The sequence below is a fragment of the Pseudomonas sp. RIT-PI-AD genome, from assembly GCF_025642785.1.
Lineage (GTDB): Bacteria > Pseudomonadota > Gammaproteobacteria > Pseudomonadales > Pseudomonadaceae > Pseudomonas_T.
The window spans coordinates 20,771-43,439 of the sequence record NZ_JANZKU010000022.1; the positions used below are offsets into that span (position 1 = coordinate 20,771).

Sequence of the window (22,669 nt, forward strand, 5' to 3'; positions counted from 1 at the left end):
CAGCTTATGCGGGCGCGCCGACGCTGACGACGATCAGCTGTGGCTGATGTGACGGGTGGCAGAAAAACGATTGAGCGTGCGGTGAATGAGGAACACCGCGAGCAATGTGATGTATACGGCCGCGCACACCGAGGCGAGGCGGTAGGCGATGCTGAAGAACAGGTCGTGGCGCGGAGTCAGGTACTGGCCGAAGAGGATCGCCAGGGTGGTCAGGGCGCCGAAGCCGATCCCCGGCACGCCGCGCTCCAGCACGTGCACCCGCGCGCAGTAGAACGCCGCGATCCAGTACGCCAGGGTCACCAGCGGCAACAGGTCGTAGTGGTCGTAGAGCACCAGCTGCAGGGTCAGACCCACCAGGCAACCGAGCAGCGTGCCGAGGGCGCGGATGCGCCCGGCGAAACGGATGCCGTGCCAGTGCATGGGGAACAGCACCAGGATCGAGGCCACCTGCGCCGACAACGAATCGCGCAGGTCGAAACTCTGGAACACGGCGAACGACAGGGTGGCGACGATCGCCCCCAGCCAGGCCTCGTGGCGCCGGCTCGGCGCGTCCTTCGGCGTCGGGACCCGCGGGGGCCGGGGCGCGACGTCGGGAAACAGGTAGAACATCAACCAGGCGATCAGCACCGTCAGGGCGGCCGCCACCAGGTTGCTGGCGATCAGGTCATAGAGCGGCGTATCGGGGTAGCTGGCGAAATGCAGCTGCATGGACAGGAACACGCTGCCCAATGCGCCATAGAGGAACAGCGGCCCCCGGGCCATCAGCGCGAAGCGGTGGTAGAACAGGCCGAACACCAGGGGCAGCATCAGCAGCGGCCGATCGCCGAACAGCCCCTGGAGGACCAGCACCTCCAGGCTGACCACCACCGCCTGGGCGAGGAACTGCCGCACCGCGTGGGCATCCAGGCGCGGCGTCAGGCCCAGCAGCAACATGGGGTAGACGCAGAAGAACGCGCCATTGTCCCAGGCCATCAGCTTGCAGACGAACAGGCCCAGGGTGCCGCCGCCGGCGAGGCGCAGGCACTGGCGCAGGTCATTGCCGTCCATCGCCGCCTGGCGGGCCATCAGTAGATGTAGTGCAGCAGGCTGATGAAGCCGATCTGCAAGCGACCGCAGAAGGCTGCCAGGGACGAGTCCCGCGGATACAGCTGGACGGTCGCCTTGGCGCCGCTGGGCAGCGCCTGGGGCAGCGGGTCGAGCAGGCGCACGTGCAGCCGCTGGCGCTGCGCATCGCGGACCCAGCGGTCGGAAACCGCCGGGGCGGCGAGGTCGCCGTTGGCCTCGAGCTGGCCCTCCTTCACCCCGGCGTCGAGGGCGCTCACGCGGGCGGCGAAGACCTGGCCAGGCCAGCCGTCGAAGACCACCGCGGCCTCGTCCCCCAGGCTGACGTAGCGCAGGGTCTTCTCGCGGAAATCGGCGCTGATATCGGCGTCCTCGGCCACCAGGGCCGCCACCGGGGTACCGGCGGAGACGAAGGCGCCGCTGGACAGTTGCAGGTTGCTCAACGTGCCGGCACGCTCGGCACGCACCTCGCTGTAGTACAGGTCGAGGCGGGCGCGCTCCAGGTCGTTGCGCGCGCGGCGCAGGTGCAGGTTGGCCTCGCCGGGGGCGCCGCGCTGCACGCTCAACTCGCGCGCGCGTGCGGCGCTCGCGCGCACCTTGGCGTCGGCAGCCAGGCGCTGCGCCTCGGTCTGCTCGTAGAGCTGGCGGGAGACGTGCTGGCTGGCCATCAGCTGGCGCAGGCGGCTGGCCTCCTGGCCCAGCTCGGTGGCGGAGGCGCGCGCCGCCGCCTGCTCGGCCTGGGCCGCGGCGAGCGCCGCGTCCAGCCCGGCGTTGTCCTGCACCGCCTGCTCCAGGGCCAGCTCCGCCGCCTCGACGGCCAGGCGAAAGGGTTGCGGGTCGAGCCGGAACACCACTTGGCCGGCCTGGACTGCGTGGTTGTTGGCCACCGCCACCTCGACCACCTGGCCGCTGACCCGCGGGGCGAGGCGCAGCACCGGTCGGGTCAACTGGGCTTGTGGGGTGATCGGCATCCGCAGGTCGGCGACGAGAAAATAGGCGAACAACAGGATGAAGGCCGCGATAGCGATTTGAACCCGGCGGGCAAATCGTTGATCCGGAGTCATGACTACCTCGGTGACGGATACGGAAAGGGCCGACGCGGGGCCCGAACGACGGCCACGCAGACGCGCAGCCGCCGACAGCTCAGGGCGGCCAGTATATTCAGGGCGATTCGAGGGATAATCCGCCCAGACCGAGAATCAGCTTTACGCGAGAGGCAACAATGGACACTTTGCAAGGCATGCGGGTCTGGGTACGGGTGATCGAGACGGGCAGTTTCACCGCGGCGGCGCAGTCCCTGGACCTCTCCACCGCGCAAGTCTCGCGGCTGGTCTCCGAGCTGGAACAGCAGTTGCAGGCGCGCCTGATGCACCGCACCACTCGCCGCCTGGCGCTGACCGAAGCGGGCGAGCGCTACCTGCAACGCTGCCGGCAGATCCTCACCCAGGTCGACGAGGCCAGCGCGGAAGCCCGCGGCGCTCACCTGACCCCCAGCGGCCGGCTGCGCCTGCACAGCCTGACCGGGCTGGGCCTGCACATCACGCCGCTGATCGCGCGCTATTGCGAGCGCTACCCGCAGGTAGTGATCGAGCTGACCCTGTCGCAGCGCAATCCGGACCCGCTGGAGGAAGGCCAGGACGTGGTGATCACCTTCGCCCGCGAACTGCCGGACTCGCAACTGGTGGCGCAACCCCTGGGACAGTTGTACAGCGTGGTCTGCGCCTCTGCCGACTACCTGCGGCGGCACGGGGTGCCCCAGCGTCCGGACGACCTGCACCGGCATCGCTGCCTGCGCCTGCTCGACCCCATCTACGCGGACACCTGGGTATTCCGCGACGCCGACGGCGAACACAGCATCCTGCCCGGGCAGACCTTTCAGGTGAACGTCGCCGAGTCCCTGGCCAAGGCCGCCCAGGCCGGGATGGGCATCTGCCTGCTGCCGTTCTTTGTCGCCGCGCAGCCCCTGCGGGAGGGCCGGTTGCTGCGCGTGCTGCCCCAGCATCGCCTGCAGGAGCGCGGCATCTATGCCCTCTATCCGTCCCGGCTGTTCCTCGACGCGAAGATCAAGACCTGGGTGGACTTCCTGCGCGCCGAGCTGCCTCTGGCGTTCGCCGAGGACGAGCGCGTGCTGGAAGCGCCGGAACACTGGGCTAACCCGCAATTGTTGCACAACGAGTAACAGTCATTCCCGGAAATGGGCGTTTTTCCTCGGACGGCAGCGGAATACGATGGACTCCTGTTCCAAAAACGTTCCGTCAGAGGATCGATCATGAAAACCTCATTGCTTGCCACTGCCCTGCTAACCGCTTCCACCCTGCTGTTCGCCTCCCTGAGCCAGGCTGAAGAATCGCCGTCCTTCGTCGAACATACCCTCGCCATGCAGAACAGCCCCGCGCAGGTCGCCCAGGCCGAAACGCTCGCCACCCATAGCGTCCACGAGCAGACCCACCAGGACAGCTGAGTCCCGGCGCTTTCCTCCTGACGTTGATACCCGATTGCTCCTTATCGACGTCTTTTCAGGCCGCTACCCCGCGGCCTTTTTTATTTCGTCCGGCCCCCGACCCGCTTCCGCGGATCGCCCCAAGCCCCGAACCGCGCGCGCCAGGGCCCTCGGGACGCCGCCGCCAGCCCGCGTAGGACGACCGAGCGCGGCGGCAGAGGATCGAAGCGGCGGCGGGCTTCATCCGTCGCACAGCGTCACCGTCACTGCGCGGGCCGAATCCGCTTCGCGGCGGGGTCGCCTTCGGCCTTCGACCCAGACCCGGACCGACTTCGACGGCGGCCCTGCCAGGGTGCGCATCGGCAGCTCAGGCGTATTGCGCGAGGCCATGGCCGAGCGACCAGTTTTCCTTCGCGACCTCGATGAGGCTCACGAATACATCTTCCGGCCGCACGCCGGGACGTTCGCCCAACCCTTCTGCAATCCGCCGGAACAGGGCTTTTTTCTGCGCCGGGGTACGGGTGTCGCTCGCGGTGATCTGGATGAATACCAGGTCGTCGCTACGGGCGACGTCGAGATAAGCCGCGCCGTAACGGAAGTTCGCCGCGTCATGCTCGGTGATGGCCATGAACTGGTCGTCTTCGGGCACGTTGAAGGTCTCGCGCAGGGCCTGATAGACGCCGTCGAAAATCGCTTGGCGGTGAGAGTCCGGCTTTCCGGCACGCAGTGAGATGTGAACGAGTGGCATGGTGATGCTCCTCCAGAGGTCTGAGGGTCTGCCGCCGCTTCGCGCGCGCCTGCCCGCTCGATTGCGCGGGCGGAGCGGCGGCGAAACGCGGCCATTCGGATCGAATCGGGCCCGCTCACAGCATGTGCGTCCGCGCCTGCGAAGTCGGCGCACCCACCGCCGCCAGGCAAACGGTGGCCGTGCCGATGACCCTGACTGGAGGTTATTTATTTTGCTATTTTATGGACACTTATATCAGCGATAACTATCGATAATGACTGGACGCCCCCTGGATCTGGACGCGGTGCTGACGTTCGTGCGTACCGCCGAGCTGGGAAGCTTCACCCTCGCCGCTGAAACCATGGGCACGACGCAAGCGGCGGTCAGCCTGAAGCTGAAACGGCTCGAGGAACGGCTTGGCTTTCGCCTGCTCGAGCGGACACCCCGGCACGTGCAACTCTCCGGGAGAGGCGCGGCCTTTCTCGAGCATGCCCGCGAGCTTCTGGACGTCCATGATCGCGCCCTCCATGCGCTCGCCGGGGTAAGGCAGCGCCTCACCATCGGCATCAGCGATCACGTCGCCGGGCCGGAGCTTCCCACCCTGATCGCGCGCATGAATGCCCAGGATCCCGAGCTGCTGATCGAGATCCGGATCGGGTCCTCGGCCGACCTGCTGCAGTGTTTCGACCGGCGTGAGCTGGATACGGTGATCGTGCGCCTGCACGCCGGCCGCAATGACGGGCAGATGCTGGCCGAAGAAAGGTTCGGCTGGTTCGCCGGGCCAGGCTGGCAACACCGCCCGGATGAACCCCTGCCGCTCGCCACGTTGGCGGAGCCCTGTGGCGTGCGCGTGATGGCCGGGAGGCTCCTCGATGCCGCGGACGTGCCGTGGGAAGAAATCTTCGTCGGCGGCGGTGTGGCGGCGGTTTCCGCGGCCGTCATGGCCGGGCTGGGGGTCGCCGCCCTGGCGCCGCGCATGCTGCCGTTCGGGGCGGTGGACGTGGGTAACCGCCTGGGTCTTCCCGATTTGCCGCGCTTGCCGGTCCTGCTCCACACGAGGGTCAGGGACGGCAGGCCCCGCGACGCGCTTGACGCGCTTTCGGCGGCCTTCCGGAGTGCGGTGAGGGGGTAGCGGATCGCTTCACGGGCTCACCGGATGGCCAAGGCCGCTCCGCAAGCCCCCTGGCCCCGCGAAATACTCGCGGCCTGCACGCTGCGGCGGAAGCGTTGATTGGATGAGCGCCGCGCCCGCTCCCAGGCATGAAAAAGCCGGCATCGCGCCGGCTTTTCGGTCGAACGCGCCTGTCTCAGGCGGCGGCCGCCGGACGCAGCGAGTAGGTCTTGAGCTGTTCGGCGAACTCGCGCAACGACTGGATGCCGCTGGCCTCGGCTTCCTGCACCCACTCCTTGATCGCCGCGAGCATGTCGTGGCCGTTGCTGCTGGTCTTCGCCCAGATCTGCTGCAACGCCAGGCGCTTCTCGTAGATCACCTTGAGCGCCTGGCTCTGGGCCAGGAGGTCCTGGATGCGCGCGTGGTGGCGATCCTCCAGCAGGCTGGTTTCCCGCGACAGCAGGCGCTTGGCCCGATGGTAGAGGTGGCGCACCGAGGCGTCGGCCTTGGACACTTCCTGCTTCACCAGGGGCGCGATCACCAGCTTGCGGTACTGCGCCATGATCTGGAAGCGGTTGTTGAGGATCGCCATGGCGGTGTCCATGTCCAGGCTGCCCTTGCCTTCCACGCGATGGGCGATGGGCGCGACCCGTTGCACCTTGGCCAGGCGGAACAGGCAGAACAGTTTGATCCAGGCCCAGCCCAGGTCGAACTCCCACTTCTTCACCGACAACTTGGCCGAGTTCGGGTAGGTGTGGTGATTGTTGTGCAGCTCTTCCCCGCCGATCAGGATGCCCCAGGGCACCAGGTTGGTGGCGGCGTCGCGGCACTCGAAGTTGCGGTAGCCGATGGCGTGGCCGAGCCCGTTGATGACGCCGGCGGCCCACAGCGGAATCCACATCATCTGGATCGCCCAGACGGTCATGCCCAGGACCCCGAACAGGGCCAGGTCGATGATCGCCATCAACAGGATGCCGCCGGTGGGGTAGCGGCTGTAGAGGTTGCGCTCCAGCCAGTCGGTCGGGCAGTTCTTGCCGTAGATGCGCAGGGTTTCTTCGTTCTCCGCCTCGGCGCGGTACAGCTCCGCGCCCTTGCGCAGCACGGTACCAAGCCCCTTGTACACCGGGCTGTGGGGGTCGTCGGCGGTTTCACACTTGGCGTGGTGCTTGCGATGGATCGCGGTCCACTCGCGGGTGTTCATGGCGGTGGTCAGCCACAGCCAGAAGCGGAAGAAGTGCTGGAGCGCCGGGTGCAGCTCGAGGGCGCGGTGCGCCGAGAAGCGATGCAGGTACACCGTGACGCCGACGATGGTGACGTGGGTGATCACCAGGATGATCGCCACCAGTTGCCAGGCGGACGGATCGAGCAAACCGTTGTACCACATGGAGGGTGTTGCCTCGCTGCGAAGGGGATGACGCGGTGGTCGACACGCGTAAGGGGTCCATTATCACCGAGGGTGGGTGGAAAACCAGACCGTCTTTTAGATAGGAAGCCGGTGGAAATGTGTCTCCTCGTTTCCCTGGGCCGATCGCTTGCCGCCCCGGGCCCAGAGGGCCCGGTCGCCGTGCCGGGACGGGCACGCCTCGGGTGGGTTATCGGCCTCCCGGCGAAAAGCCTTATCGAACGAAGTCGTTTTAGAAGTTCAGTTATATAAAAATTCTTAAATAGTATTTTTAAGAATAATTCGTCCTGCCTAAGATGCGTCCAACGCCACGCGAGCGCCCGCAGGGCGACATGCCGGCAATCCAGACGAGGAGCACCTATATGAGCGCAACACTTCGTAGCGTCGAGGGCCAGGACGAAGCTGGCATCCTGCGTGAAATCCAGAGCGCCCTGCAGGGCCTGCGCTTCGGCGCGGTCGAAATCACCGTGCACAACGGTCAGGTGGTACAGATCGAACGCAAAGAGAAATTCCGCCTGCAAGCGCCCGCCAACAAGAGCGCCTGATCGAGATCCCGGCCGCGCCCTCCACGAGGCGCCGGCCCCTTGCCTACACGCCGGTACACCGGCAACCGGAATGCCCAGGAGCAGTAATCCATGTCCATTCGCCGTTTCGCTCTGACCGCCCTGGTCGGAGCCTTGTTCGCCGGCCAGGCCTTCGCCGCCACGGAGATCCTCAACGTCTCCTACGATCCCACCCGCGAGCTGTACCAGGAATACAACGCCGCGTTCATCAAGCACTGGAAGGCCGAAGGCGGCGACGACCTCAAGGTCCAGCAGTCCCACGGCGGCTCCGGCAAGCAGGCCCGCGCGGTGATCGACGGGCTCAAGGCGGACGTGGTGACCTTGGCCCTGGCCGGCGACATCGACGAATTGCAGAAGCTCGGCAAGCTGATCCCGGAGAACTGGCAGGCCCGCCTGCCGGACAACAGCACTCCCTACACCTCGACCATCGTGTTCCTGGTGCGCAAGGGCAACCCCAAGGGCATCAAGGACTGGAACGACCTGACCCGCGACGGCGTCGAGGTGATCACCCCGAACCCGAAAACCTCGGGCGGCGCGCGCTGGAACTTCCTCGCCGCCTGGGCCTGGGCGAAGAAGACTTACGGCAGCGACGCCAAGGCGCAGGACTACGTACAGGCGCTGTACAAGCACGTGCCGGTGCTGGATACCGGTGCCCGCGGCTCGACCATCACCTTCGTCAACAACAACATCGGCGACGTGCTGGTGGCCTGGGAGAACGAAGCTTTCCTGGCACTCAAGGAACAGGGCGGCGAGAACTTCGAGATCGTCGCGCCGTCGTTGTCGATCCTCGCCGAGCCGCCGGTGTCGGTGGTGGACAAGAACGTCGACAAGAAGGGCACCCGCAAGGTCGCCGAAGCCTACCTGCAGTACCTGTACAGCGAGGAAGGCCAGCGCATCGCCGCGAAGAACTTCTACCGGCCGCGTAACGAAAAAGTCGCCGCCGAGTTCGCCCAGCAGTTCCCCAAACTGGAGCTGGTCACCGTGGACAAGGACTTCAACGGCTGGAAGGAGGCCCAACCGAAGTTCTTCAACGACGGCGGCATTTTCGACCAGATCTACCAGGCACAATAAGCTTCACCGTCATGCCCTCGCCCACCCCTCTCCCCGGGGGCGAGGGACCAGGCCCGGCCAGCGCCGGGCCTCGCCGTATCGGGCGCTCCCCGACGGCGGTCGGCGCGGGCGTGTCCCAGCCCGCAGGAGAGGGACACCCAGCGTTCCAACGCACGCATTAAGGACGGACGATGTCTCGACGTATCTCCCCGGTCATACCCGGCTTCGGGCTGACTCTGGGTTACACCCTGGTGTATCTCAGCCTGTTGGTTCTGATTCCCCTGGGTGCCATGTTCCTCAAGACCACCTTGCTCACCTGGGACCAGTTCTGGGCCATCATCAGCGCACCCCGGGTGCTCGCCGCGCTCAAGCTGAGCTTCGGCACCGCCTTCGCCGCCGCCGTGCTCAACGGGATCATCGGCACGCTGCTGGCCTGGGTGCTGGTGCGCTACGAATTCCCCGGGCGCAAGGTCATCGACGCCATGGTCGACCTGCCCTTCGCCCTGCCCACCGCCGTCGCCGGCATCGCCCTCACCGCGCTCTACGCGCCGGCCGGACTGGTCGGCCAGTTCGCCACCGCGCTCGGCCTGAAGATCGCCTACACGCCGTTCGGCATCACCCTGGCGCTGACCTTCGTCACCCTGCCGTTCGTCGCCCGCACCGTGCAACCGGTGCTGGCGGACATCCCGCGCGAAGTGGAAGAGGCCGCCGCCTGCCTGGGCGCCAAGCCCCTGCAGGTGTTCCGCTACATTCTCCTACCGGCGCTGCTGCCCGCCTGGCTGACCGGTTTCGCGCTGGCCTTCGCCCGCGGCGTCGGCGAATACGGCTCGGTGATCTTCATCGCCGGCAACATGCCGATGAAGACCGAGATCCTGCCGCTGCTGATCATGGTCAAGCTGGACCAATACGACTACACCGGCGCCACCGCCATCGGCGTGCTGATGCTGGTGGTTTCCTTCGTCCTGCTGCTGCTGATCAACCTGCTGCAGCGGCGCATCGAAACCCCCTGAGGAGCGCGCCATGTCATCCGCCACGCTAACCGCCGCCGCTTCCGCCAACGCCGCCCGGCGCGGCAGCCCCTGGGCCCGTCGCGCACTGATCCTGGCCGCCTGGCTGGCCTTCGCGCTGTTCCTCCTGCTGCCGCTCTACATCGTCCTCAGCGAGGCGTTGAAACAGGGCCTGGGTACCTTCTTCGCCGCCATCTTCGAGGCGGATGCCCTCTCCGCCCTGAAGCTGACGGTGTTCGCCGTGCTCATCTCGGTGCCGCTGAACCTGGTGTTCGGCGTCGCCGCCGCCTGGTGCGTGAGCAAGTTCGAGTTCCGCGGCAAGAGCATCCTGGTCACCCTGATCGACCTGCCCTTCTCGGTCTCGCCGGTGATCGCCGGCCTGATCTACGTGCTGCTGTTCGGCGCCCAGGGCTACTTCGGCGAATGGTTGCAGGACCGCGACATCCAGATCGTCTTCGCCGTGCCCGGCATCGTCCTGGCGACGATCTTCGTCACCGTGCCCTTCGTAGCCCGCGAGCTGATCCCGCTGATGCAGGAACAGGGCACCCAGGAAGAGGAAGCCGCGCGGCTGCTGGGCGCCAACGGCTGGCAGATGTTCTGGCACGTGACCCTGCCGAACATCAAATGGGGCCTGATCTACGGCGTGGTGCTCTGCACCGCCCGCGCCATGGGCGAGTTCGGCGCGGTGTCGGTGGTCTCCGGGCACATCCGCGGCGTCACCAACACCCTGCCGCTGCACGTCGAGATCCTCTACAACGAATACAACCACGTCGCCGCGTTCAGCGTCGCCAGCCTGCTGCTGGTGCTGGCGCTGGTCATCCTGCTGCTCAAGCAGTGGAGCGAATCCCGTCTTTCCCGCCTACGTCACAACGACGCGGAGGAATAGCCATGTCCATCGAAATCCGTAACGTCAGCAAGAACTTCAATGCCTTCAAGGCGCTGAACCAGATCAACCTGGACATCCAGAGTGGCGAACTGGTCGCCCTGCTCGGCCCCTCGGGCTGCGGCAAGACCACCCTGTTGCGGATCATCGCCGGTCTGGAGACCCCCGACCAGGGCAACATCGTGTTCCACGGCGAGGACGTGTCCGGCCACGACGTGCGCGACCGCAACGTCGGCTTCGTCTTCCAGCACTACGCGCTGTTCCGCCACATGACGGTGTTCGACAACGTCGCCTTCGGCCTGCGCATGAAGCCCAAGGGCGAGCGTCCCGACGAGGGGCGGATCGCCGAGAAGGTCCACGAGCTGCTGAACATGGTGCAGCTCGACTGGCTCTCCGACCGCTACCCGGAGCAACTGTCCGGCGGCCAGCGCCAGCGCATCGCCCTGGCCCGCGCCCTGGCGGTGGAGCCCAAGGTGCTGCTGCTCGACGAACCCTTCGGCGCCCTCGACGCCAAGGTCCGCAAGGAGCTGCGCCGCTGGCTGGCACGTCTGCACGAGGACATCAACCTGACCTCGGTGTTCGTCACCCACGACCAGGAGGAGGCCATGGAAGTGGCGGACCGCATCGTGGTGATGAACAAGGGGGTGATCGAGCAGATCGGTTCGCCGGGCGAGGTCTACGAGAACCCGGCCAGCGACTTCGTCTACCACTTCCTCGGCGACTCCAACCGCCTGCACCTCGGCGGCGAAGAACACGTGCTGTTCCGTCCCCACGAGGTCTCGCTGTCCCGCGAGGCGGTGGAAGGCCACCGGGCGGCGGAAGTCCGCGACATCCGTCCGCTCGGCGCCATCACCCGGGTGACCCTGAAGGTCGACAGCCAGGACGAGCTGATCGAGGCCGAAGTGGTGAAGGACCACGACAGCCTGGCGGGCCTGGCCCGTGGCGAAGTGCTCTACTTCAAGCCCAAGGCCCTGCAGCCGGTGCTCCACGGCTGAGGCGACGCCCGGCCCGCCGCGCCACGACGGGCCGGGTGCCGGATCACTGCACCTCGGTGAGGTGCACGACCTTGCCGTCCTGGCTGTCGATGCGGAACACCCCCGACTCGCGGCCGCGCACTCCGGGGTCGAACAAGTGCCCGTTGTCCTCCCAGAAGCGCGCATCGGCGTGGAAAATCGCCACGTAGGCATAGCCCGCCAACAGCTTTTCCAGCGGGTCGGTGCAGGTCCAGACGTCCTTCTCGTCGTAGAGCGCGCCCACCGACCAGCACCACCACATCGAGTGGAACGGCTGGATCGCGTAGTTGAACGCGTACTTCTCGTAGCCCGTCGACTGCTGGGAGATGAAGTACGCCATGTCGTAGCCGCTCATGTGCTTCTTCAGCACCGCGACCAACTCGTCGACCTTCTGCCGCTTTTGCAGCAGGACCGGGTCCGCGTGCATGCCGCGCAGGTTGTCGTAGAAGTTCGCCGGTACGAAGTAGAAGGTCACGCAGGACGCCAGCGCCACCGCCACGGCGAGGGAGCGCTTGGCGCTGGCGTCGACGCGGCCGCAGAGCAGGCCATAGAGCACCAGCAGCCAGGCCAGGTAGTAGCTGGCCGCATAGCGTTCGAAGGACGCCAGTTGCAGCCCCTCGTACTCGGTGAAGAACAGCAGGTAGCTGAGCAACAGGAACGCCACGTAACCCAGGGCACAGAGGAACAGGAAGGCCAGCACGGCGGCGGTCTTCGCCCGTTGTCCGCGCCGTTGAATCGCGATCAGCACCAGGCTGGCGGCCAGCAGGCCCAGGGTCATCCCGTAGAGCGACAGCGACCCGGACACGGGGTTTTTCGCGAACACCATGAAGTTCGGGATGTGCAGCCGCACCAGGAACTCGAGCAGGGTCGCCCCCAGGCGTTTCAGCATCGGCTCCTGGAAGAACGTCTCCAGGGGCGGAATGGCGAGGTTCTGCGCCACGTTGATCGAAGCCACGTAGCTCGTCCACGACCGGTAGGCCGCGAACAGCGCGACGAGCCCGACCACAGCCGTCAGCAGCCAGGGCAGTTGGGCCCTGGCCCGCGTCCGCCAGTCGCCGGTAACGGCGAGCCCCTCGAAGCCCCGCGCCAGCACATAGCACCCGAGCACCACCAGCGCCAACAGCAGGCCCACCTGCTTGGTCAGCACCAGCACGGCCAGCACCGCCGGCAGGAACAACAGATGGCGGTAGCGGTTGGACAACGTCAGGGCGAGGGCCAGGGCCGCGGCGAAATAAACCGAGAGCAACTGGTCGGCGAAGATGTGCCCGAAGTCGTAGTAGAAGAAGTAGATGAAGGCACAGGCGACGTAGAAGGAAAGCACCCCGAACAGCGGGCGTCGCGCGTTGAAGCTGCCGGTCACGCACAGGATGGCCGAGAGCATGAAGACCACCTGGGCGTAGAGCACGCCGCGCTCCGACCAGAGGGTGAGGCTGGTCAGGTAGTACTGGAGCAACTGCTGGGCGGGCGGATAGTTCTTGAAGGTGATCGGCGAGGCGGCCTGGTAGAGCGCATCGGTCTCGAACAGCAGCTTGGCGCTGGGCGCCCAGAAGGAAAACTCATCCCAGCCGGTGAACAGGAAGTCCATGGGAATGGCGCGGTAGAGCAGCAGGAACGGCACCAGGTAGAGCAGGTAACAGGCGTTGCGCGGCACCAGATAGCCCCGCAGCCGCCCGCGTTCGCGGATCAGCGCCAGGATGCCCAGAACGATGCCGGTCGCCAGGGCGAACACGGCGCCCGGGAACAGCCGGCCGAACCAACCGAAGACATAGAGCAGCAGGACGATGAAAGTCATCGCCAGCACCGGCGCCGCCGTGATCCGGACCCGGCCGAAGCTGCAGATTCCCCCCATGTACCCCAGCACCGACAAGAACAGCGTCAGCGTTTTCAACACGATCATGTTTGCCCTCTTCTACCACTCGTTCCGATCGGCCGCTCAGGCGCTGAAAAACGGCCGATGCCCCGCGGCACGTTCTTCTCGATGGGTCGCTGATGTTTTTGACGACGATGCGGGCGGATGGAGGCATGCCTCCGTCGATGCCGCGGCAGCATGGAAGCATATCGGGCAGGTCATTCGAAATCATTCTTTCGGTCGGTGCGCCAGGTGCCGCGCCGTAGTAGCCTCTCTTCGCTCGACCCGTACCGCCCGTCTCATCGATTGCTCAAAAAAACAACAAAGGAGCACGTCGCATGTTTCATCCGCTGATCCGTCACATCCCTATCCTGCTGCTCGGCTGGCTGGCCGCCCTGTCCGCCACCGCCGCCGAACTGACCCCGCTGGAACACGTGCAGCTCCAGGCCTGCCGGGCGACCAGCAGCCTGCTGCTCTACCGCGGCGAAGGCTTCCAGGAAGCCCATGCCGCCCGCCTGCAAGCCGACATCGCCGCGCTCGACCAGGCGCTGGACGCCCTGGCCGCGGACGGAGCCGAGCTGCGGCAAAAGGAACAGACCCTGGTGAGCCAACTGCGCCGCGGCGTTTCCTTTGGCCACAAGGAAGACGACATGCCCTGGCGCTACCCACAGGAGCTCGGCAAGGCGCTGCGCGACACCCTGGTGGCGGCGCGTGCCGCCAGCCATGGCCCGGCGGGAGACGAGTTGCCCGTGCAGGTCGAATACCTGGCGGTGCAGTACCTCAGCCGTGCCTACATCGGCAGCTTCGAGACCGCCCGCGAACAGACCGACAACTACATCGGCCAGGACGAACGCCAGCTGGTGCCGGCCATCGACGCGGAGATGGCCCAGCGCCAGGCGCGCAACGATCCGCTGAGCGCCAAGCTGCAAACGCGCTGGAACTACCTCAGGACGGCCTTCAGCGACATGAACAGCCAGACCACGGCCTTGGTCAGCGCCTCCGGACGCCCCTTCGCGCCGACCACGGTCGATCGCCACGCCCGCTCGCTGAGCACCCAGTGGCTGAGCCAGGGCGCCGAGCTGGCCACCACCCGGCGCTGACTCAGGCGGTGCGCCCACCGGCTCCGCGCACGGGGCCGGCCAGGGCTTCAACGGCGCGCGCCAGGTCCTTGCGCAGGCCGAGCAGGAACGCCAGCTCGGCCACCACGAACAGCGGACCGACCGCCAGCCCGACCAGATCGTCGACGAAGGCCGGCTTGCGGCCCTCGTGGTAATGGCCGACGAACTGGACGATCCAGCCCACCACGAACATCCCCGCCGCCACCCCGAGCCACGACGCCGTGTCCCAGGCCGCCAGGCGCGCGCCGCCCCACAGGGCCAGGGCGAGCAGCGCCGCCATGACGGCGCCGAAGCGCAGGTCCAGGCGGAAATAGAACACCGCCAGCGCCAGCCCCGCGATCAGGGCCGGCGACCAGGCGATCCCGAAGCCCTCCAGTTGAGGCCGCGAGAGCAGCGCCGCCACCGCGTAGAGGATCAGCGGCACCCCGACGAAATGGCTGGCGATGTTGCGGCGGTCGCGGTGGTAGGCGGCGTACTGCGCCAGGTGCTCGGTGAGGGTCTTCATGTCGGCCTCGCGTGGCTGGGGGATGGCTCTGCCGGCGCATCGGGCGATCCCGGCCCGGCGCGCCTCATTCGTCGCTCGTCGCGTCCGGCCGGTAGCCCAGGCGCAGGCCGCCCCAATGCCGGCCCTTGACGAAGATCGGCACCGAGAGATCGTGCATCAGCTCGCCGGTGTCGCGCATGTAGGTCTGCAGCAGCAGGGGCTGCTGGTGGCTGCCGCAGCGGATGCCGGTGCGGTCGTCGAACAGGCGCTTGCTGCGGCTCTTCAGCATGTCCACCGCCGGATCGCCGCTGGGCGGCCGGGCGAAGGCGTTGTTATGGGTCGGCACGTAGCCTTCCGGGGTGCTGGCGATGGCGAACACCAGGCCTTCGTGGCGGCTCAGCAGGGGCTCCTGGATCGCCGGCAGCACCTGGTCGGTGTAGCCGTCGAACTGCGTGCGGTACTTGCAGGGCGAGGTGTTCGGGATCGGCTGGTAGCGCCGGTCGAACAGGGCGTCGAGGCCGATGCGCCCGGCCTCCACGTCCGCCTCGAAGCGGGCGGCGATGGCCGCCGCGCCCTCCCGCGCCAGGTCGTAGATGCGCTGGTGATAATCCTCCAGGCCGACCGAGGCGAGCTGCTCGCTGACCCGCTCGGCCTGGCCCACCAGGTGCGCCGCGGTTTCGTCCAGGCGGTGGGTCTGGGTTTCGCTGGCGTGCACCGCGTCGCGCAGGCGCGCCAGCGCCTCGAACAGGCTGGCCAGGCGCTGATGGTTGCTCTCGGTGCCTGCGGCGATCTGCGCCACCTCGTGCTCCACTTCGCCGGCGAGGCCGGCGATACCCTGCAAATACTGGCCGGTCTGCTCGATCTGCTGCGCCGCCTCGCCCAGCTCGCGGCTCTGCTGCTGGATATGGCTGACCACCGCGACGCTCTGGGTACGGATGTCGGCGATCATCTGGCCGACTTCCCCGGTGGCGCTGGCGGTGCGCCCGGCCAGGCTGCGCACCTCGTCGGCGACCACCGCGAAGCCGCGTCCCTGCTCGCCGGCGCGGGCCGCCTCGATGGCGGCGTTCAAGGCCAGCAGGTTGGTCTGGCTGGCGATCGACTGGATCACCCCGGTGACCTGCTCGATCTGCTCGGTGCGCGCGCTGAGGCCGTCGATCAGCGCGCGGCTGTCATCGCTCTGGGCGCTCAGGCGCTGCATCAGCTCGATGGCGCGCTGCAACTCGCCCTGGCCGTCGAGGCTGCGGCTGCGTACCCCATGGGCGGCGTTCAGGGTCTGCTCGGCGCGCTGGGCACTGTCCTCCTCGGTGTGGGTCATCGCCTCGGCGTCGCTGCTCAGTTGCACCACCGCCTGGGTCTGCGCCTGCAATTCGCCGGTCAGCCGGCGCACGGCGAAGGCCACTTGGGCGGCGGACAACGCGGTCGCGCTGGTGGAGCGCGACAGGCGCGCGGTCAGCGCCTGGCTGGTCGGAACGGCCGCGGACGCATGCGCCGCCGGCTCGGCGCCGCGCGCGGGCACGAACCAGGGCCACAACGCCAGCAGCAGGTAAATCGGCGCCAGCCAGGGCAATGGCAGCGCCCAGTACCAAGTGGCGCCCAGCAGCGCGATCAGGCCGAGCGCCTGGAGGCAGGGAGCGACGGCGGAACGGGTGAAGGAAAGGCGCATTCGGGGTCTCGCGCGTATCGAAAGATAGCCCTGAGTGTGGCCGCTACCCACCGACCTGGCCAGTCAGTGGGACAGACAGTCGCGATACTGGCTCGGGCTCTGCCCGGTCCAGCGCTTGAAGGCGCGGCTGAAGCTGTTGGTGTCGGCGAAACCGAGCAGGTAGGCGATCTCGCCGATGGAGCGGCGCGGGTCGCGCATGTGCACCAAGGCCAGTCCCTGGCGCGTATCGCCGAGCACCTGTTCGTAGTGGCTGCCTTCGTCGGCCAGGTGGCGTTGCAGGCTGCGCAGGCTCAGGTGCAGCGCCTGGGCGATGCGCTCGGCGGAAGGCTCGCCATCCGGCAGCCGCGCCTCCAGGCACTCGCGCACCCGGCGGGTCCAGGTGGGCGGGTGCAGCTGCTCCAGGGTGCGCTGCAGCACCGTCTCGTTGTGCTCGGCGAGTTCGCGGTTGCCATCCTCCAGCGGCCGTTCGAAATCGACCCGGGCGAAGCGCAGCAGGTTGTCCGCCGCGCCGAAGCTCAGCGGCGCGCGGAATGCCGCGTGCCAGGGAGCCGGATCGGCCGGCGGCGGACGCCGCAGGAAGACCGCCAGCGGCGCGTAGTCGCGGCCGAGGCGGCTGCGGCAGGTGCGCACGTAGATCGCGGCGAAGGCATCGACCGCCTCGGCAGCCGGTTCCGGGCTGCCCGGCGGCACGCGCAGGTGGAACTCGTAGGCCTCGCCGACCCGGGTCAATTCCAGCTCCAAGGCATCGCTGACCACCCGGTGATAGCGGGCGATGCGCTCGAACACATCGCACAGCCGCTCGCTGGCGATCAATGCATAGCCCAGGGCGTGGAAGGTGGTGGGGCCGACGAAGGCGGAGACCTTGAGGCCCAGGGCCGGGTCGTCGCTGGCCGCCACCGCCAGGTGCCAGAGGCGGGTCGTGGCCGACAGCGGGTAGCGTGCGTTGGGATCGTCCATCAGGGCCGGGGCCAGCCCCGCCGCACGGCACAGCGCGGCGCTGTCCAGGCCGAGCGCATCCAGTTGCTTGCGCAGGGCGCGGGTCCAGCTGGCCAGGGTGGTGGGCTCGGGAATCATGCAGGTTGGCGCGTCCGGTCAACAGGTTGGCGTGCTCGGCCGGGCGCGCAGGCGCGTCGGCTCGCAGACTGGGTGCAGGAACCCCATACAAGAAGAGGATGCGAGCATGACCCCTACTCCCGCAAGCCATTCGCCGCAGAATGACCGGCAGCGATCGGAGCGCATTCGCCAGGTGGTAGCCGCCCGCGGCGACGAACTGCGCCGACGTTATCCGCTGCTGCGTCACCAGGACGCCCTCGGCGCCGGCATCCTGACCTTCACCCTGTTGGGGATGCTCGGCAGCGCCTGGCTCTACCTGGAAGGCGCGCTCGCCTGGTGGGCGTCCCTGGCACTCAACGCCTTCCTCGCCTCGCTGACCCACGAGCTGGAACACGACCTGATCCACTCCATGTACTTCCGCAAGCGTCGCGTGCCGCACAACCTGATGCTGGCGTTGGTCTGGCTGGCGCGGCCGAGCACCCTCAACCCCTGGATCCGCCGCCACCTGCACCTCAACCACCACAAAGTCTCGGGCACCGAGGCGGACATGGAGGAGCGCGCCATCACCAATGGCGAACCCTGGGGGCCGGCGCGCCTGCTGATGGTCGGCGACAACCTGATGTCGGCGCTGATCCGCCTGCTGCGGGCGAAGCGCTGGTCCCACAAGAAGAGCATCCTGCTGCGCACGCTGAAGGTCTACGCGCCCCTGGCGCTGCTCAACTGGGGCACCTGGTACCTGTTCCTCGGCTTCCACGGGATCGACGCGGCGAATGCCGCACTGGGCGCGCCGGTGGCCTGGTCGACGACCACCCTGGAGGTCATGCGCATCGTCGATATCGCCGTGGTGGTGCTGGTCGGGCCCAACGTGCTGCGTACCTTCTGCCTGCATTTCATCAGTTCCAACATGCATTACTACGGCGACCTGGAGGCCGGCAACCTGATCCAGCAGACCCAGGTGCTCAACCCCTGGTGGCTGTGGCCGTTGCAGGCGTTCTGCTGCAACTTCGGCAGCACCCACGGCATCCACCACTTCGTGGTCAAGGAACCCTTCTACATCCGCCAGATGACCGCCCCGGTGGCCCATCGAGTGATGCGCGAGATGGGCGTGCGCTTCAACGATTTCGGCACCTTCGCCCGCGCCAACCGCTGGCGCCGCCAGGAACGGCCGGCCACCGGCCAGGCCCATGCCAGCTGAGGCCGGCCGAGGGCGCGCGCCACCGCAATGGAAATTCTCGGCGCATGCCCGGACTTTTTGAGTTGCCCGCCGAGGCCGCGGCGGGCGCAAATGCACGGGTTTCTTCCCGTTGGAGTTTCCCGTGCCCTGCTTTTTCCCCCGCCACGAGGCGATCTGGCTGATCGCCGCCGCGATCCTCACCGGTCTCAACCTGCGTCCATCGATGGCCGCCATCGGCCCCCTGCTGGGCCCGATCCGCCGCGAACTCGGTTTCGACTACAGCACCGCGGCCCTGCTCACCCTGCTGCCGGTGACCACCATCGGCCTGGCGATGTTCGTTGGCCTGGGCATCGCCCGCCGCGTCGGCGAGCGGCGCAGCCTGCTGGCCGCCCTGTTGGCGATCGGCCTGGCCAGCGCGCTGCGCCTGTTCACCCAGGGCATCCTCGACCTGCTGCTCAGCGCCGCCCTCGCGGGCCTCGGCATCGCCCTGGCCCAGGCCCTGCTGCCGGCCTTGCTGAAAGCCCGCTGCGGCGAGCGGGTGGCCCTGGCGATGGGCCTCTACGTCACCGCGATCATGGCCGGCGCGGCCCTGGCCGCCAGCCTGGCGCCGAGCCTCGCGGAGCTCGCCGGCGGCTGGCGCGGCGCCCTCGGCTGCGCGGCCCTGTTGGTGCTGCCGGCCCTGGCGGGCTGGCTGATGCTGCCGCGACAGGCCCTGCACCTGCCAGCGGTCGACGCCGGCCTGGGACAACTGCGCTACTGGCGCCACGGGCGCAGCTGGCTGCTGGCGCTGTACTTCGGCCTGGGCACCGCCAGCTACACCTGCGTGCTCGCCTGGCTCGCGCCCTTCTACGTGGAACTGGGCTGGGCACCGCAGCGCGCGGGGCTGTTGCTGGGCTTCCTGACCACCATGGAAGTGGTTTCCGGGCTGGTCGCCCCGACCATCGCCAACCGCAGCCGTGATCGCCGCCCGGTGCTGGTTGGCTTGCTGCTGCTGTTGTGCGGCGGGCTGGTCGGGCTGGTCTGGGCTCCGCTGCAAAGCCCCTGGATCTGGGCGGCGCTGCTCGGGCTGGGGATCGGCGGGCTGTTCCCGCTGAGCCTGATCGTCTGCCTGGATCACCGCGATGATCCGCGCCAGGCGGGCGGCCTGGCCGCCTGGGTGCAGGGCGTCGGTTACCTCATCGCCGGCCTGTCGCCCTGGCTCGCCGGCTTGCTGCGCGACGCCCTGGGCCACTTCTCCAGCGCCTGGCTGGCCCTGGCCGGGCTGATGTTGTTGCTGATCGGCCTGAGCCTGTGCTTCGACCCGGTGCGCTACCCGCGCCTGTTCCGGGAAGCGGCACCGCGCGAGCGTCCACGCCCGTGCTGAGGGCGCACCTGTGCATGCTGCTCTGGGCATTGCTGGTGGCGCTGTCGTTCTTCGCCGCCGCGCAGGTCGATCCCGGCCTGGACGCGCTGCCGCTGAGCGCGACCCTGGCGACCTTCTGGTTGCTGCACCGCGCCATCGAACGCCTGCCGCCGGCCACGGTCATCGCCTACAGCTACCTGAGCGGGCTGTTCGCCCTGCTGTTGCAGGCACTCGGGTTCGGCCGCACAGCCTCGCCCCTGGCCGGCAGCGGCGCGGGGCTGATCCTGGTGGGCATGGCCTGGCTGATCCGGCGTAGCGGGAGAACGAGCCCGACGGGCTGAACGCGGGCCTTGCCGGCCCCGCCGCGGCGCGCTTTGATGGCGCACCCTTTCCGCGGAACCGCCCCATGCTCGCGAACAGCCTGCGCAAGATCGATCTCCAGGACCTGCAGGTATTCCTCGAAGTGTTCGAACGGCCGAACCTCAGCGAGGTGGCCGAAACCCTCAGCCTGAGCAGTTCGACGGTCAGCTATTGCCTGAAGAAACTGCGCGCCAGCTTCGCCGACGACCTCTTCGTCGCCACCCGCGGCGGCATGCAGCCGACCCGCAAGGCGCAAGCGATGCGGCCCCACGTCAAGGACATGCTCGCCCGCGCGCAGCTCTGCCACGGCGCCGCCGGCGACTTCGACCCGGCACACGGCGCGCGGCATTTCCGCCTGTGCGCGCCGGAGTACTTCGAGCTGGTGATCCTGCCACGCCTGTTGCAGCGGTTGAACGCCTTCGGCTACCCGGTCAGCCTGGACATCCAGCGGCTCGGCCGGGACATTCCCGCCGACCTCCTGCTCGACGGCGACCTGGAACTGGCCCTTGGCTTCGGCCCGTACCAGCATCGGGTGCATCCGGAACTGATCGCCGTGGCCCTGCTGAAGGACAACCTGCTCTGCGTACAGGATCGCCACGCGCCGCCGGTCAACGACCTCGACAGGTTCTGCGCGCGGCCCCAGGTGTTCCCCACGCCCTGGGATTCCGAACGCAACATGATCGACGGCTGGCTCCAGCAGAGCGGCCGCAGCCGACACATCGCCGCCCACGCCAACAGCTACCTGGCCGCGCTGCAGCTGATCCCCGCCAGCGAGAGGCTGCTGGTGCTGCCCGCGCGCATCTATCAATTGCTCGGCGATTCGGCGACCCGGGCCAGCCCGATCCAGCTGGACTTGCCGGCTTTCTCCCTGGAGATGTACTGGGCGCGCCCGTTCGACCATGACCCGGCGAACATCTGGCTGCGCGAGCAGGTGTTCAACGTCTGCGCCGAGGCCGGGTTTCTCTGAACCTCCCTGCCTGGCTCGGCGAGGCCTCATGGCGAAGCGTCGCGTCCCCCGGCGGCTCCCGTCACACCCAACCCGCGCGCGCCGTCCTTGCGTAGCCCCTAGGCGGCCACGCTCGGCTCGGGCATCCGCTTCAGCACCGCGGGCTCCAGCCGCAGCAGGCGCGCGGCCTTGTGCGCGGCCAGCGCGTCGAAGGGTCGCTCCGCGCCCCACTGCGCGGCCTGGGCCGCCAGGTGCATGACCAGCGCCTCGCGGGAATACACCCCGCCGCCCAGTTGATAGGCCGCGCCGATCAGTTGGCGCAACTCCAGCGGTAGCCGCCAGCGGGTGCGCAGGGCGCCGCCATAGGCGGCGGCGAATTCGTCCAGGCAGGCCTGGACTTGCCTGCCGTGCAGGACGCCGCCGCTGCGCTGCCAGTCCTGCAGGGTACGCAACAGGCTGAGATCGCCCAGCCGGTGCAACAGCCCGGCGGTGTAGCACCGCTCGGCGTCCGCCTCCACCTGCAGCGCCAGCCAGTGGGCCAGCTCGGCGGTGCGCAGGGACAGCCGCCACAAGCGCGAACCGGCCGGTACCAGCAGCGGGTCGTCGAGGCGCACGCCGCGCTCCAGGGCCAGGCCCAGGGCGAGGTTGAGGCTGGTCCGGGTGCCCAGCCGGGCCAGCGCCTGGGCCAGGGTCTGGCAGGGACTGCCACGCTGTTGGGCGGCGCTGTTGGCGCCGACGATCAGCCGCGCGGTGAGTTGCGGATCGTCGCGCATCGAGCGTTCCAGCTCGGCCAGGTCGGTCTGCGCGGTCGACAGGCAGAGCCGCAGGCGCGCCTGCACCGGCGCCAGCAAGGGCGCACCGGCCGCCGACCCGCGCTGCGCCGCCAGGTACCCGGCCAGGTCGCACGGGGCTGCCACCGTCGGCGCGACCGGCAGCACCCGGCGCAGGCGCTTGAGCAGGTCCTCGACATCGAAGGGCTTGGCCAGATAGGCGGTGGGCCCCAGCGACACGGCGGCGCGCACGCTGGAGGCGTCCACCTTGTCGGAGAGCAGGAAGAACGGCAGGTCCCCGCGGTGCCGCTGGCGGACTTCGCGCAGCAGGTCGAGCCCACCCACGCCGGGCAGCTCGCAGGCGGCGATCAACAGGTCGGGCGGGTCCTGCCGGTAGTGGTCGAGCACCTGGCGGCCGTCCGCAACGGCGAGGACCTGGGCATCGTGGCGTACGTCACGCACCAGGCGGGAAAGGAGTTCGGCGAGGGTGGGGTCCGGCTCGGCGATCAGAACCGTCGGGGTCCGGGCAAACGCAGTCATGGAAGGGTTCCGCAGGCAGGAAAACGGGCCGTCCTGGCGACGGACCGGGGCGATAGCCACCCACCCGCAGCCTAACCGAGCGCCCGCAACGCGACCATGCGACCAATAGCCT

The 22,669-nt window shown here is 68.1% G+C and carries 22 protein-coding genes; 13 read left to right on the forward strand and 9 right to left on the reverse strand.

Translation table 11 applies throughout. The features are described from left to right. Positions 1 to 33: 33 nt before the first annotated feature. Both OGL92_RS17270 and OGL92_RS17275 read right to left on the reverse strand, forming a co-directional pair. Entirely contained in the window at positions 34 to 1,065 is a 1,032-nt protein-coding gene (locus tag OGL92_RS17270; protein WP_263145874.1) for a DUF2955 domain-containing protein, read from the reverse strand. Continuing rightward, complete coding sequence (locus OGL92_RS17275) at positions 1,065 to 2,126, reverse strand: HlyD family secretion protein (RefSeq protein ID WP_263145877.1); 1,062 nt, start codon at positions 2,124 to 2,126, stop codon at positions 1,065 to 1,067. Before OGL92_RS17275 ends, OGL92_RS17270 begins: the two co-directional genes overlap by 1 nt. 158 nt (positions 2,127 to 2,284) lie before the next feature. Here OGL92_RS17275 and OGL92_RS17280 point away from each other — a divergent pair, with 158 nt between their 5' ends. Then, positions 2,285 to 3,241 carry a LysR family transcriptional regulator gene (locus OGL92_RS17280; RefSeq protein ID WP_263145879.1) on the forward strand — a complete coding sequence of 319 codons (957 nt, stop codon included), beginning with the start codon at positions 2,285 to 2,287 and terminating at the stop codon, positions 3,239 to 3,241. A 90-nt stretch (positions 3,242 to 3,331) separates the two neighbouring features. Continuing rightward, a complete protein-coding gene (locus OGL92_RS17285) occupies positions 3,332 to 3,523 on the forward strand; it encodes a hypothetical protein (RefSeq protein ID WP_263145882.1) in 192 nt (63 codons plus the stop codon). Between the two features lie 346 nt (positions 3,524 to 3,869). On the opposite strand, the gene OGL92_RS17290 is transcribed toward OGL92_RS17285, so the two are convergent. Continuing rightward, complete coding sequence (locus tag OGL92_RS17290) at positions 3,870 to 4,250, reverse strand: tautomerase family protein (RefSeq protein ID WP_263145884.1); 381 nt, start codon at positions 4,248 to 4,250, stop codon at positions 3,870 to 3,872. Between the two features lie 253 nt (positions 4,251 to 4,503). Here OGL92_RS17290 and OGL92_RS17295 point away from each other — a divergent pair, with 253 nt between their 5' ends. Continuing rightward, entirely contained in the window at positions 4,504 to 5,361 is an 858-nt protein-coding gene (locus OGL92_RS17295; RefSeq protein ID WP_263145887.1) for a LysR family transcriptional regulator, read from the forward strand. Between the two features lie 175 nt (positions 5,362 to 5,536). Here the strand turns inward: OGL92_RS17295 and desA are convergent, their stop codons facing one another. After that, positions 5,537 to 6,724, reverse strand: coding sequence for a delta-9 fatty acid desaturase DesA (gene desA, locus OGL92_RS17300; protein ID WP_263145890.1), 1,188 nt, complete (start codon positions 6,722 to 6,724; stop codon positions 5,537 to 5,539). Positions 6,725 to 7,104: 380 nt separating this feature from the next. Here desA and oscA point away from each other — a divergent pair, with 380 nt between their 5' ends. The 5 genes from oscA to OGL92_RS17325 all read left to right on the forward strand — a co-directional run bounded on the left by oscA (position 7,105) and on the right by OGL92_RS17325 (position 11,240). Then, on the forward strand, positions 7,105 to 7,287 hold the full coding sequence (oscA, locus tag OGL92_RS17305; protein ID WP_263145893.1) for a sulfur starvation response protein OscA: 183 nt from the start codon (positions 7,105 to 7,107) through the stop codon (positions 7,285 to 7,287). Positions 7,288 to 7,377: 90 nt separating this feature from the next. Further along, positions 7,378 to 8,376, forward strand: a complete 999-nt coding sequence (locus OGL92_RS17310) for a sulfate ABC transporter substrate-binding protein (RefSeq protein WP_263145895.1) — start codon at positions 7,378 to 7,380, stop codon at positions 8,374 to 8,376. 170 nt (positions 8,377 to 8,546) lie between these two features. After that, positions 8,547 to 9,365 (forward strand): sulfate ABC transporter permease subunit CysT, encoded by an 819-nt coding sequence (gene cysT / locus OGL92_RS17315; protein WP_263145898.1) that lies wholly within the window; start codon positions 8,547 to 8,549, stop codon positions 9,363 to 9,365. Between the two features lie 10 nt (positions 9,366 to 9,375). Further along, the gene (gene cysW / locus OGL92_RS17320) at positions 9,376 to 10,248 is read left to right on the forward strand and encodes a sulfate ABC transporter permease subunit CysW (protein WP_263145900.1); all 873 of its coding nucleotides are present in this window, start codon (positions 9,376 to 9,378) and stop codon (positions 10,246 to 10,248) included. A gap of 2 nt (positions 10,249 to 10,250) precedes the next feature. Continuing rightward, positions 10,251 to 11,240: a sulfate ABC transporter ATP-binding protein gene (locus OGL92_RS17325; protein ID WP_263145902.1), complete on the forward strand. Its 990-nt coding sequence runs from the start codon at positions 10,251 to 10,253 to the stop codon at positions 11,238 to 11,240. Positions 11,241 to 11,283: 43 nt separating this feature from the next. On the opposite strand, the gene OGL92_RS17330 is transcribed toward OGL92_RS17325, so the two are convergent. Beyond that, positions 11,284 to 13,155 (reverse strand): hypothetical protein, encoded by a 1,872-nt coding sequence (locus OGL92_RS17330; protein WP_263145904.1) that lies wholly within the window; start codon positions 13,153 to 13,155, stop codon positions 11,284 to 11,286. A 290-nt stretch (positions 13,156 to 13,445) separates the two neighbouring features. Here OGL92_RS17330 and OGL92_RS17335 point away from each other — a divergent pair, with 290 nt between their 5' ends. Next, positions 13,446 to 14,207: a hypothetical protein gene (locus tag OGL92_RS17335; RefSeq protein ID WP_263145907.1), complete on the forward strand. Its 762-nt coding sequence runs from the start codon at positions 13,446 to 13,448 to the stop codon at positions 14,205 to 14,207. A gap of 1 nt (position 14,208) precedes the next feature. Here the strand turns inward: OGL92_RS17335 and OGL92_RS17340 are convergent, their stop codons facing one another. From OGL92_RS17340 to OGL92_RS17350, 3 genes are all read right to left on the reverse strand, one after another. After that, positions 14,209 to 14,730, reverse strand: a complete 522-nt coding sequence (locus OGL92_RS17340; RefSeq protein ID WP_263145909.1) for an Mpo1-like protein — start codon at positions 14,728 to 14,730, stop codon at positions 14,209 to 14,211. 64 nt (positions 14,731 to 14,794) lie between these two features. Further along, a complete protein-coding gene (locus tag OGL92_RS17345; RefSeq protein WP_263145912.1) occupies positions 14,795 to 16,372 on the reverse strand; it encodes a methyl-accepting chemotaxis protein in 1,578 nt (525 codons plus the stop codon). Between the two features lie 63 nt (positions 16,373 to 16,435). Further along, the gene (locus tag OGL92_RS17350) at positions 16,436 to 17,446 is read right to left on the reverse strand and encodes an AraC family transcriptional regulator (RefSeq protein ID WP_263145915.1); all 1,011 of its coding nucleotides are present in this window, start codon (positions 17,444 to 17,446) and stop codon (positions 16,436 to 16,438) included. A 106-nt stretch (positions 17,447 to 17,552) separates the two neighbouring features. On the opposite strand from OGL92_RS17350, the gene OGL92_RS17355 reads away from it, so the two are divergent. From OGL92_RS17355 to OGL92_RS17370, 4 genes are all read left to right on the forward strand, one after another. Continuing rightward, complete coding sequence (locus OGL92_RS17355) at positions 17,553 to 18,620, forward strand: fatty acid desaturase (protein ID WP_263145916.1); 1,068 nt, start codon at positions 17,553 to 17,555, stop codon at positions 18,618 to 18,620. Positions 18,621 to 18,741: 121 nt separating this feature from the next. Next, positions 18,742 to 19,962 carry an MFS transporter gene (locus tag OGL92_RS17360; RefSeq protein ID WP_263145919.1) on the forward strand — a complete coding sequence of 407 codons (1,221 nt, stop codon included), beginning with the start codon at positions 18,742 to 18,744 and terminating at the stop codon, positions 19,960 to 19,962. Then, positions 19,956 to 20,282, forward strand: a complete 327-nt coding sequence (locus OGL92_RS17365) for a hypothetical protein (RefSeq protein WP_263145922.1) — start codon at positions 19,956 to 19,958, stop codon at positions 20,280 to 20,282. The genes OGL92_RS17360 and OGL92_RS17365 overlap by 7 nt, the downstream gene beginning before the upstream one ends. A 65-nt stretch (positions 20,283 to 20,347) precedes the next feature. Further along, positions 20,348 to 21,268: a LysR substrate-binding domain-containing protein gene (locus tag OGL92_RS17370; protein ID WP_263145924.1), complete on the forward strand. Its 921-nt coding sequence runs from the start codon at positions 20,348 to 20,350 to the stop codon at positions 21,266 to 21,268. Positions 21,269 to 21,366: 98 nt separating this feature from the next. Here OGL92_RS17370 and OGL92_RS17375 read toward each other — a convergent pair whose 3' ends face one another. Further along, the gene (locus OGL92_RS17375) at positions 21,367 to 22,557 is read right to left on the reverse strand and encodes a response regulator (RefSeq protein ID WP_263145926.1); all 1,191 of its coding nucleotides are present in this window, start codon (positions 22,555 to 22,557) and stop codon (positions 21,367 to 21,369) included. Positions 22,558 to 22,669: the final 112 nt, after the last annotated feature.

Coding starts and splice junctions, on each gene's coding strand:
- OGL92_RS17270 (WP_263145874.1), bottom strand. CDS start 1,065: ATGGCCCGCCAGGCGGCGATGGACGGCAATGACCTGCGCCAGTGCCTG.
- OGL92_RS17275 (WP_263145877.1), bottom strand. CDS start 2,126: ATGACTCCGGATCAACGATTTGCCCGCCGGGTTCAAATCGCTATCGCG.
- OGL92_RS17280 (WP_263145879.1), top strand. CDS start 2,285: ATGGACACTTTGCAAGGCATGCGGGTCTGGGTACGGGTGATCGAGACG.
- OGL92_RS17285 (WP_263145882.1), top strand. CDS start 3,332: ATGAAAACCTCATTGCTTGCCACTGCCCTGCTAACCGCTTCCACCCTG.
- OGL92_RS17290 (WP_263145884.1), bottom strand. CDS start 4,250: ATGCCACTCGTTCACATCTCACTGCGTGCCGGAAAGCCGGACTCTCAC.
- OGL92_RS17295 (WP_263145887.1), top strand. CDS start 4,504: ATGACTGGACGCCCCCTGGATCTGGACGCGGTGCTGACGTTCGTGCGT.
- desA (WP_263145890.1), bottom strand. CDS start 6,724: ATGTGGTACAACGGTTTGCTCGATCCGTCCGCCTGGCAACTGGTGGCG.
- oscA (WP_263145893.1), top strand. CDS start 7,105: ATGAGCGCAACACTTCGTAGCGTCGAGGGCCAGGACGAAGCTGGCATC.
- OGL92_RS17310 (WP_263145895.1), top strand. CDS start 7,378: ATGTCCATTCGCCGTTTCGCTCTGACCGCCCTGGTCGGAGCCTTGTTC.
- cysT (WP_263145898.1), top strand. CDS start 8,547: ATGTCTCGACGTATCTCCCCGGTCATACCCGGCTTCGGGCTGACTCTG.
- cysW (WP_263145900.1), top strand. CDS start 9,376: ATGTCATCCGCCACGCTAACCGCCGCCGCTTCCGCCAACGCCGCCCGG.
- OGL92_RS17325 (WP_263145902.1), top strand. CDS start 10,251: ATGTCCATCGAAATCCGTAACGTCAGCAAGAACTTCAATGCCTTCAAG.
- OGL92_RS17330 (WP_263145904.1), bottom strand. CDS start 13,155: ATGATCGTGTTGAAAACGCTGACGCTGTTCTTGTCGGTGCTGGGGTAC.
- OGL92_RS17335 (WP_263145907.1), top strand. CDS start 13,446: ATGTTTCATCCGCTGATCCGTCACATCCCTATCCTGCTGCTCGGCTGG.
- OGL92_RS17340 (WP_263145909.1), bottom strand. CDS start 14,730: ATGAAGACCCTCACCGAGCACCTGGCGCAGTACGCCGCCTACCACCGC.
- OGL92_RS17345 (WP_263145912.1), bottom strand. CDS start 16,372: ATGCGCCTTTCCTTCACCCGTTCCGCCGTCGCTCCCTGCCTCCAGGCG.
- OGL92_RS17350 (WP_263145915.1), bottom strand. CDS start 17,446: ATGATTCCCGAGCCCACCACCCTGGCCAGCTGGACCCGCGCCCTGCGC.
- OGL92_RS17355 (WP_263145916.1), top strand. CDS start 17,553: ATGACCCCTACTCCCGCAAGCCATTCGCCGCAGAATGACCGGCAGCGA.
- OGL92_RS17370 (WP_263145924.1), top strand. CDS start 20,348: ATGCTCGCGAACAGCCTGCGCAAGATCGATCTCCAGGACCTGCAGGTA.
- OGL92_RS17375 (WP_263145926.1), bottom strand. CDS start 22,557: ATGACTGCGTTTGCCCGGACCCCGACGGTTCTGATCGCCGAGCCGGAC.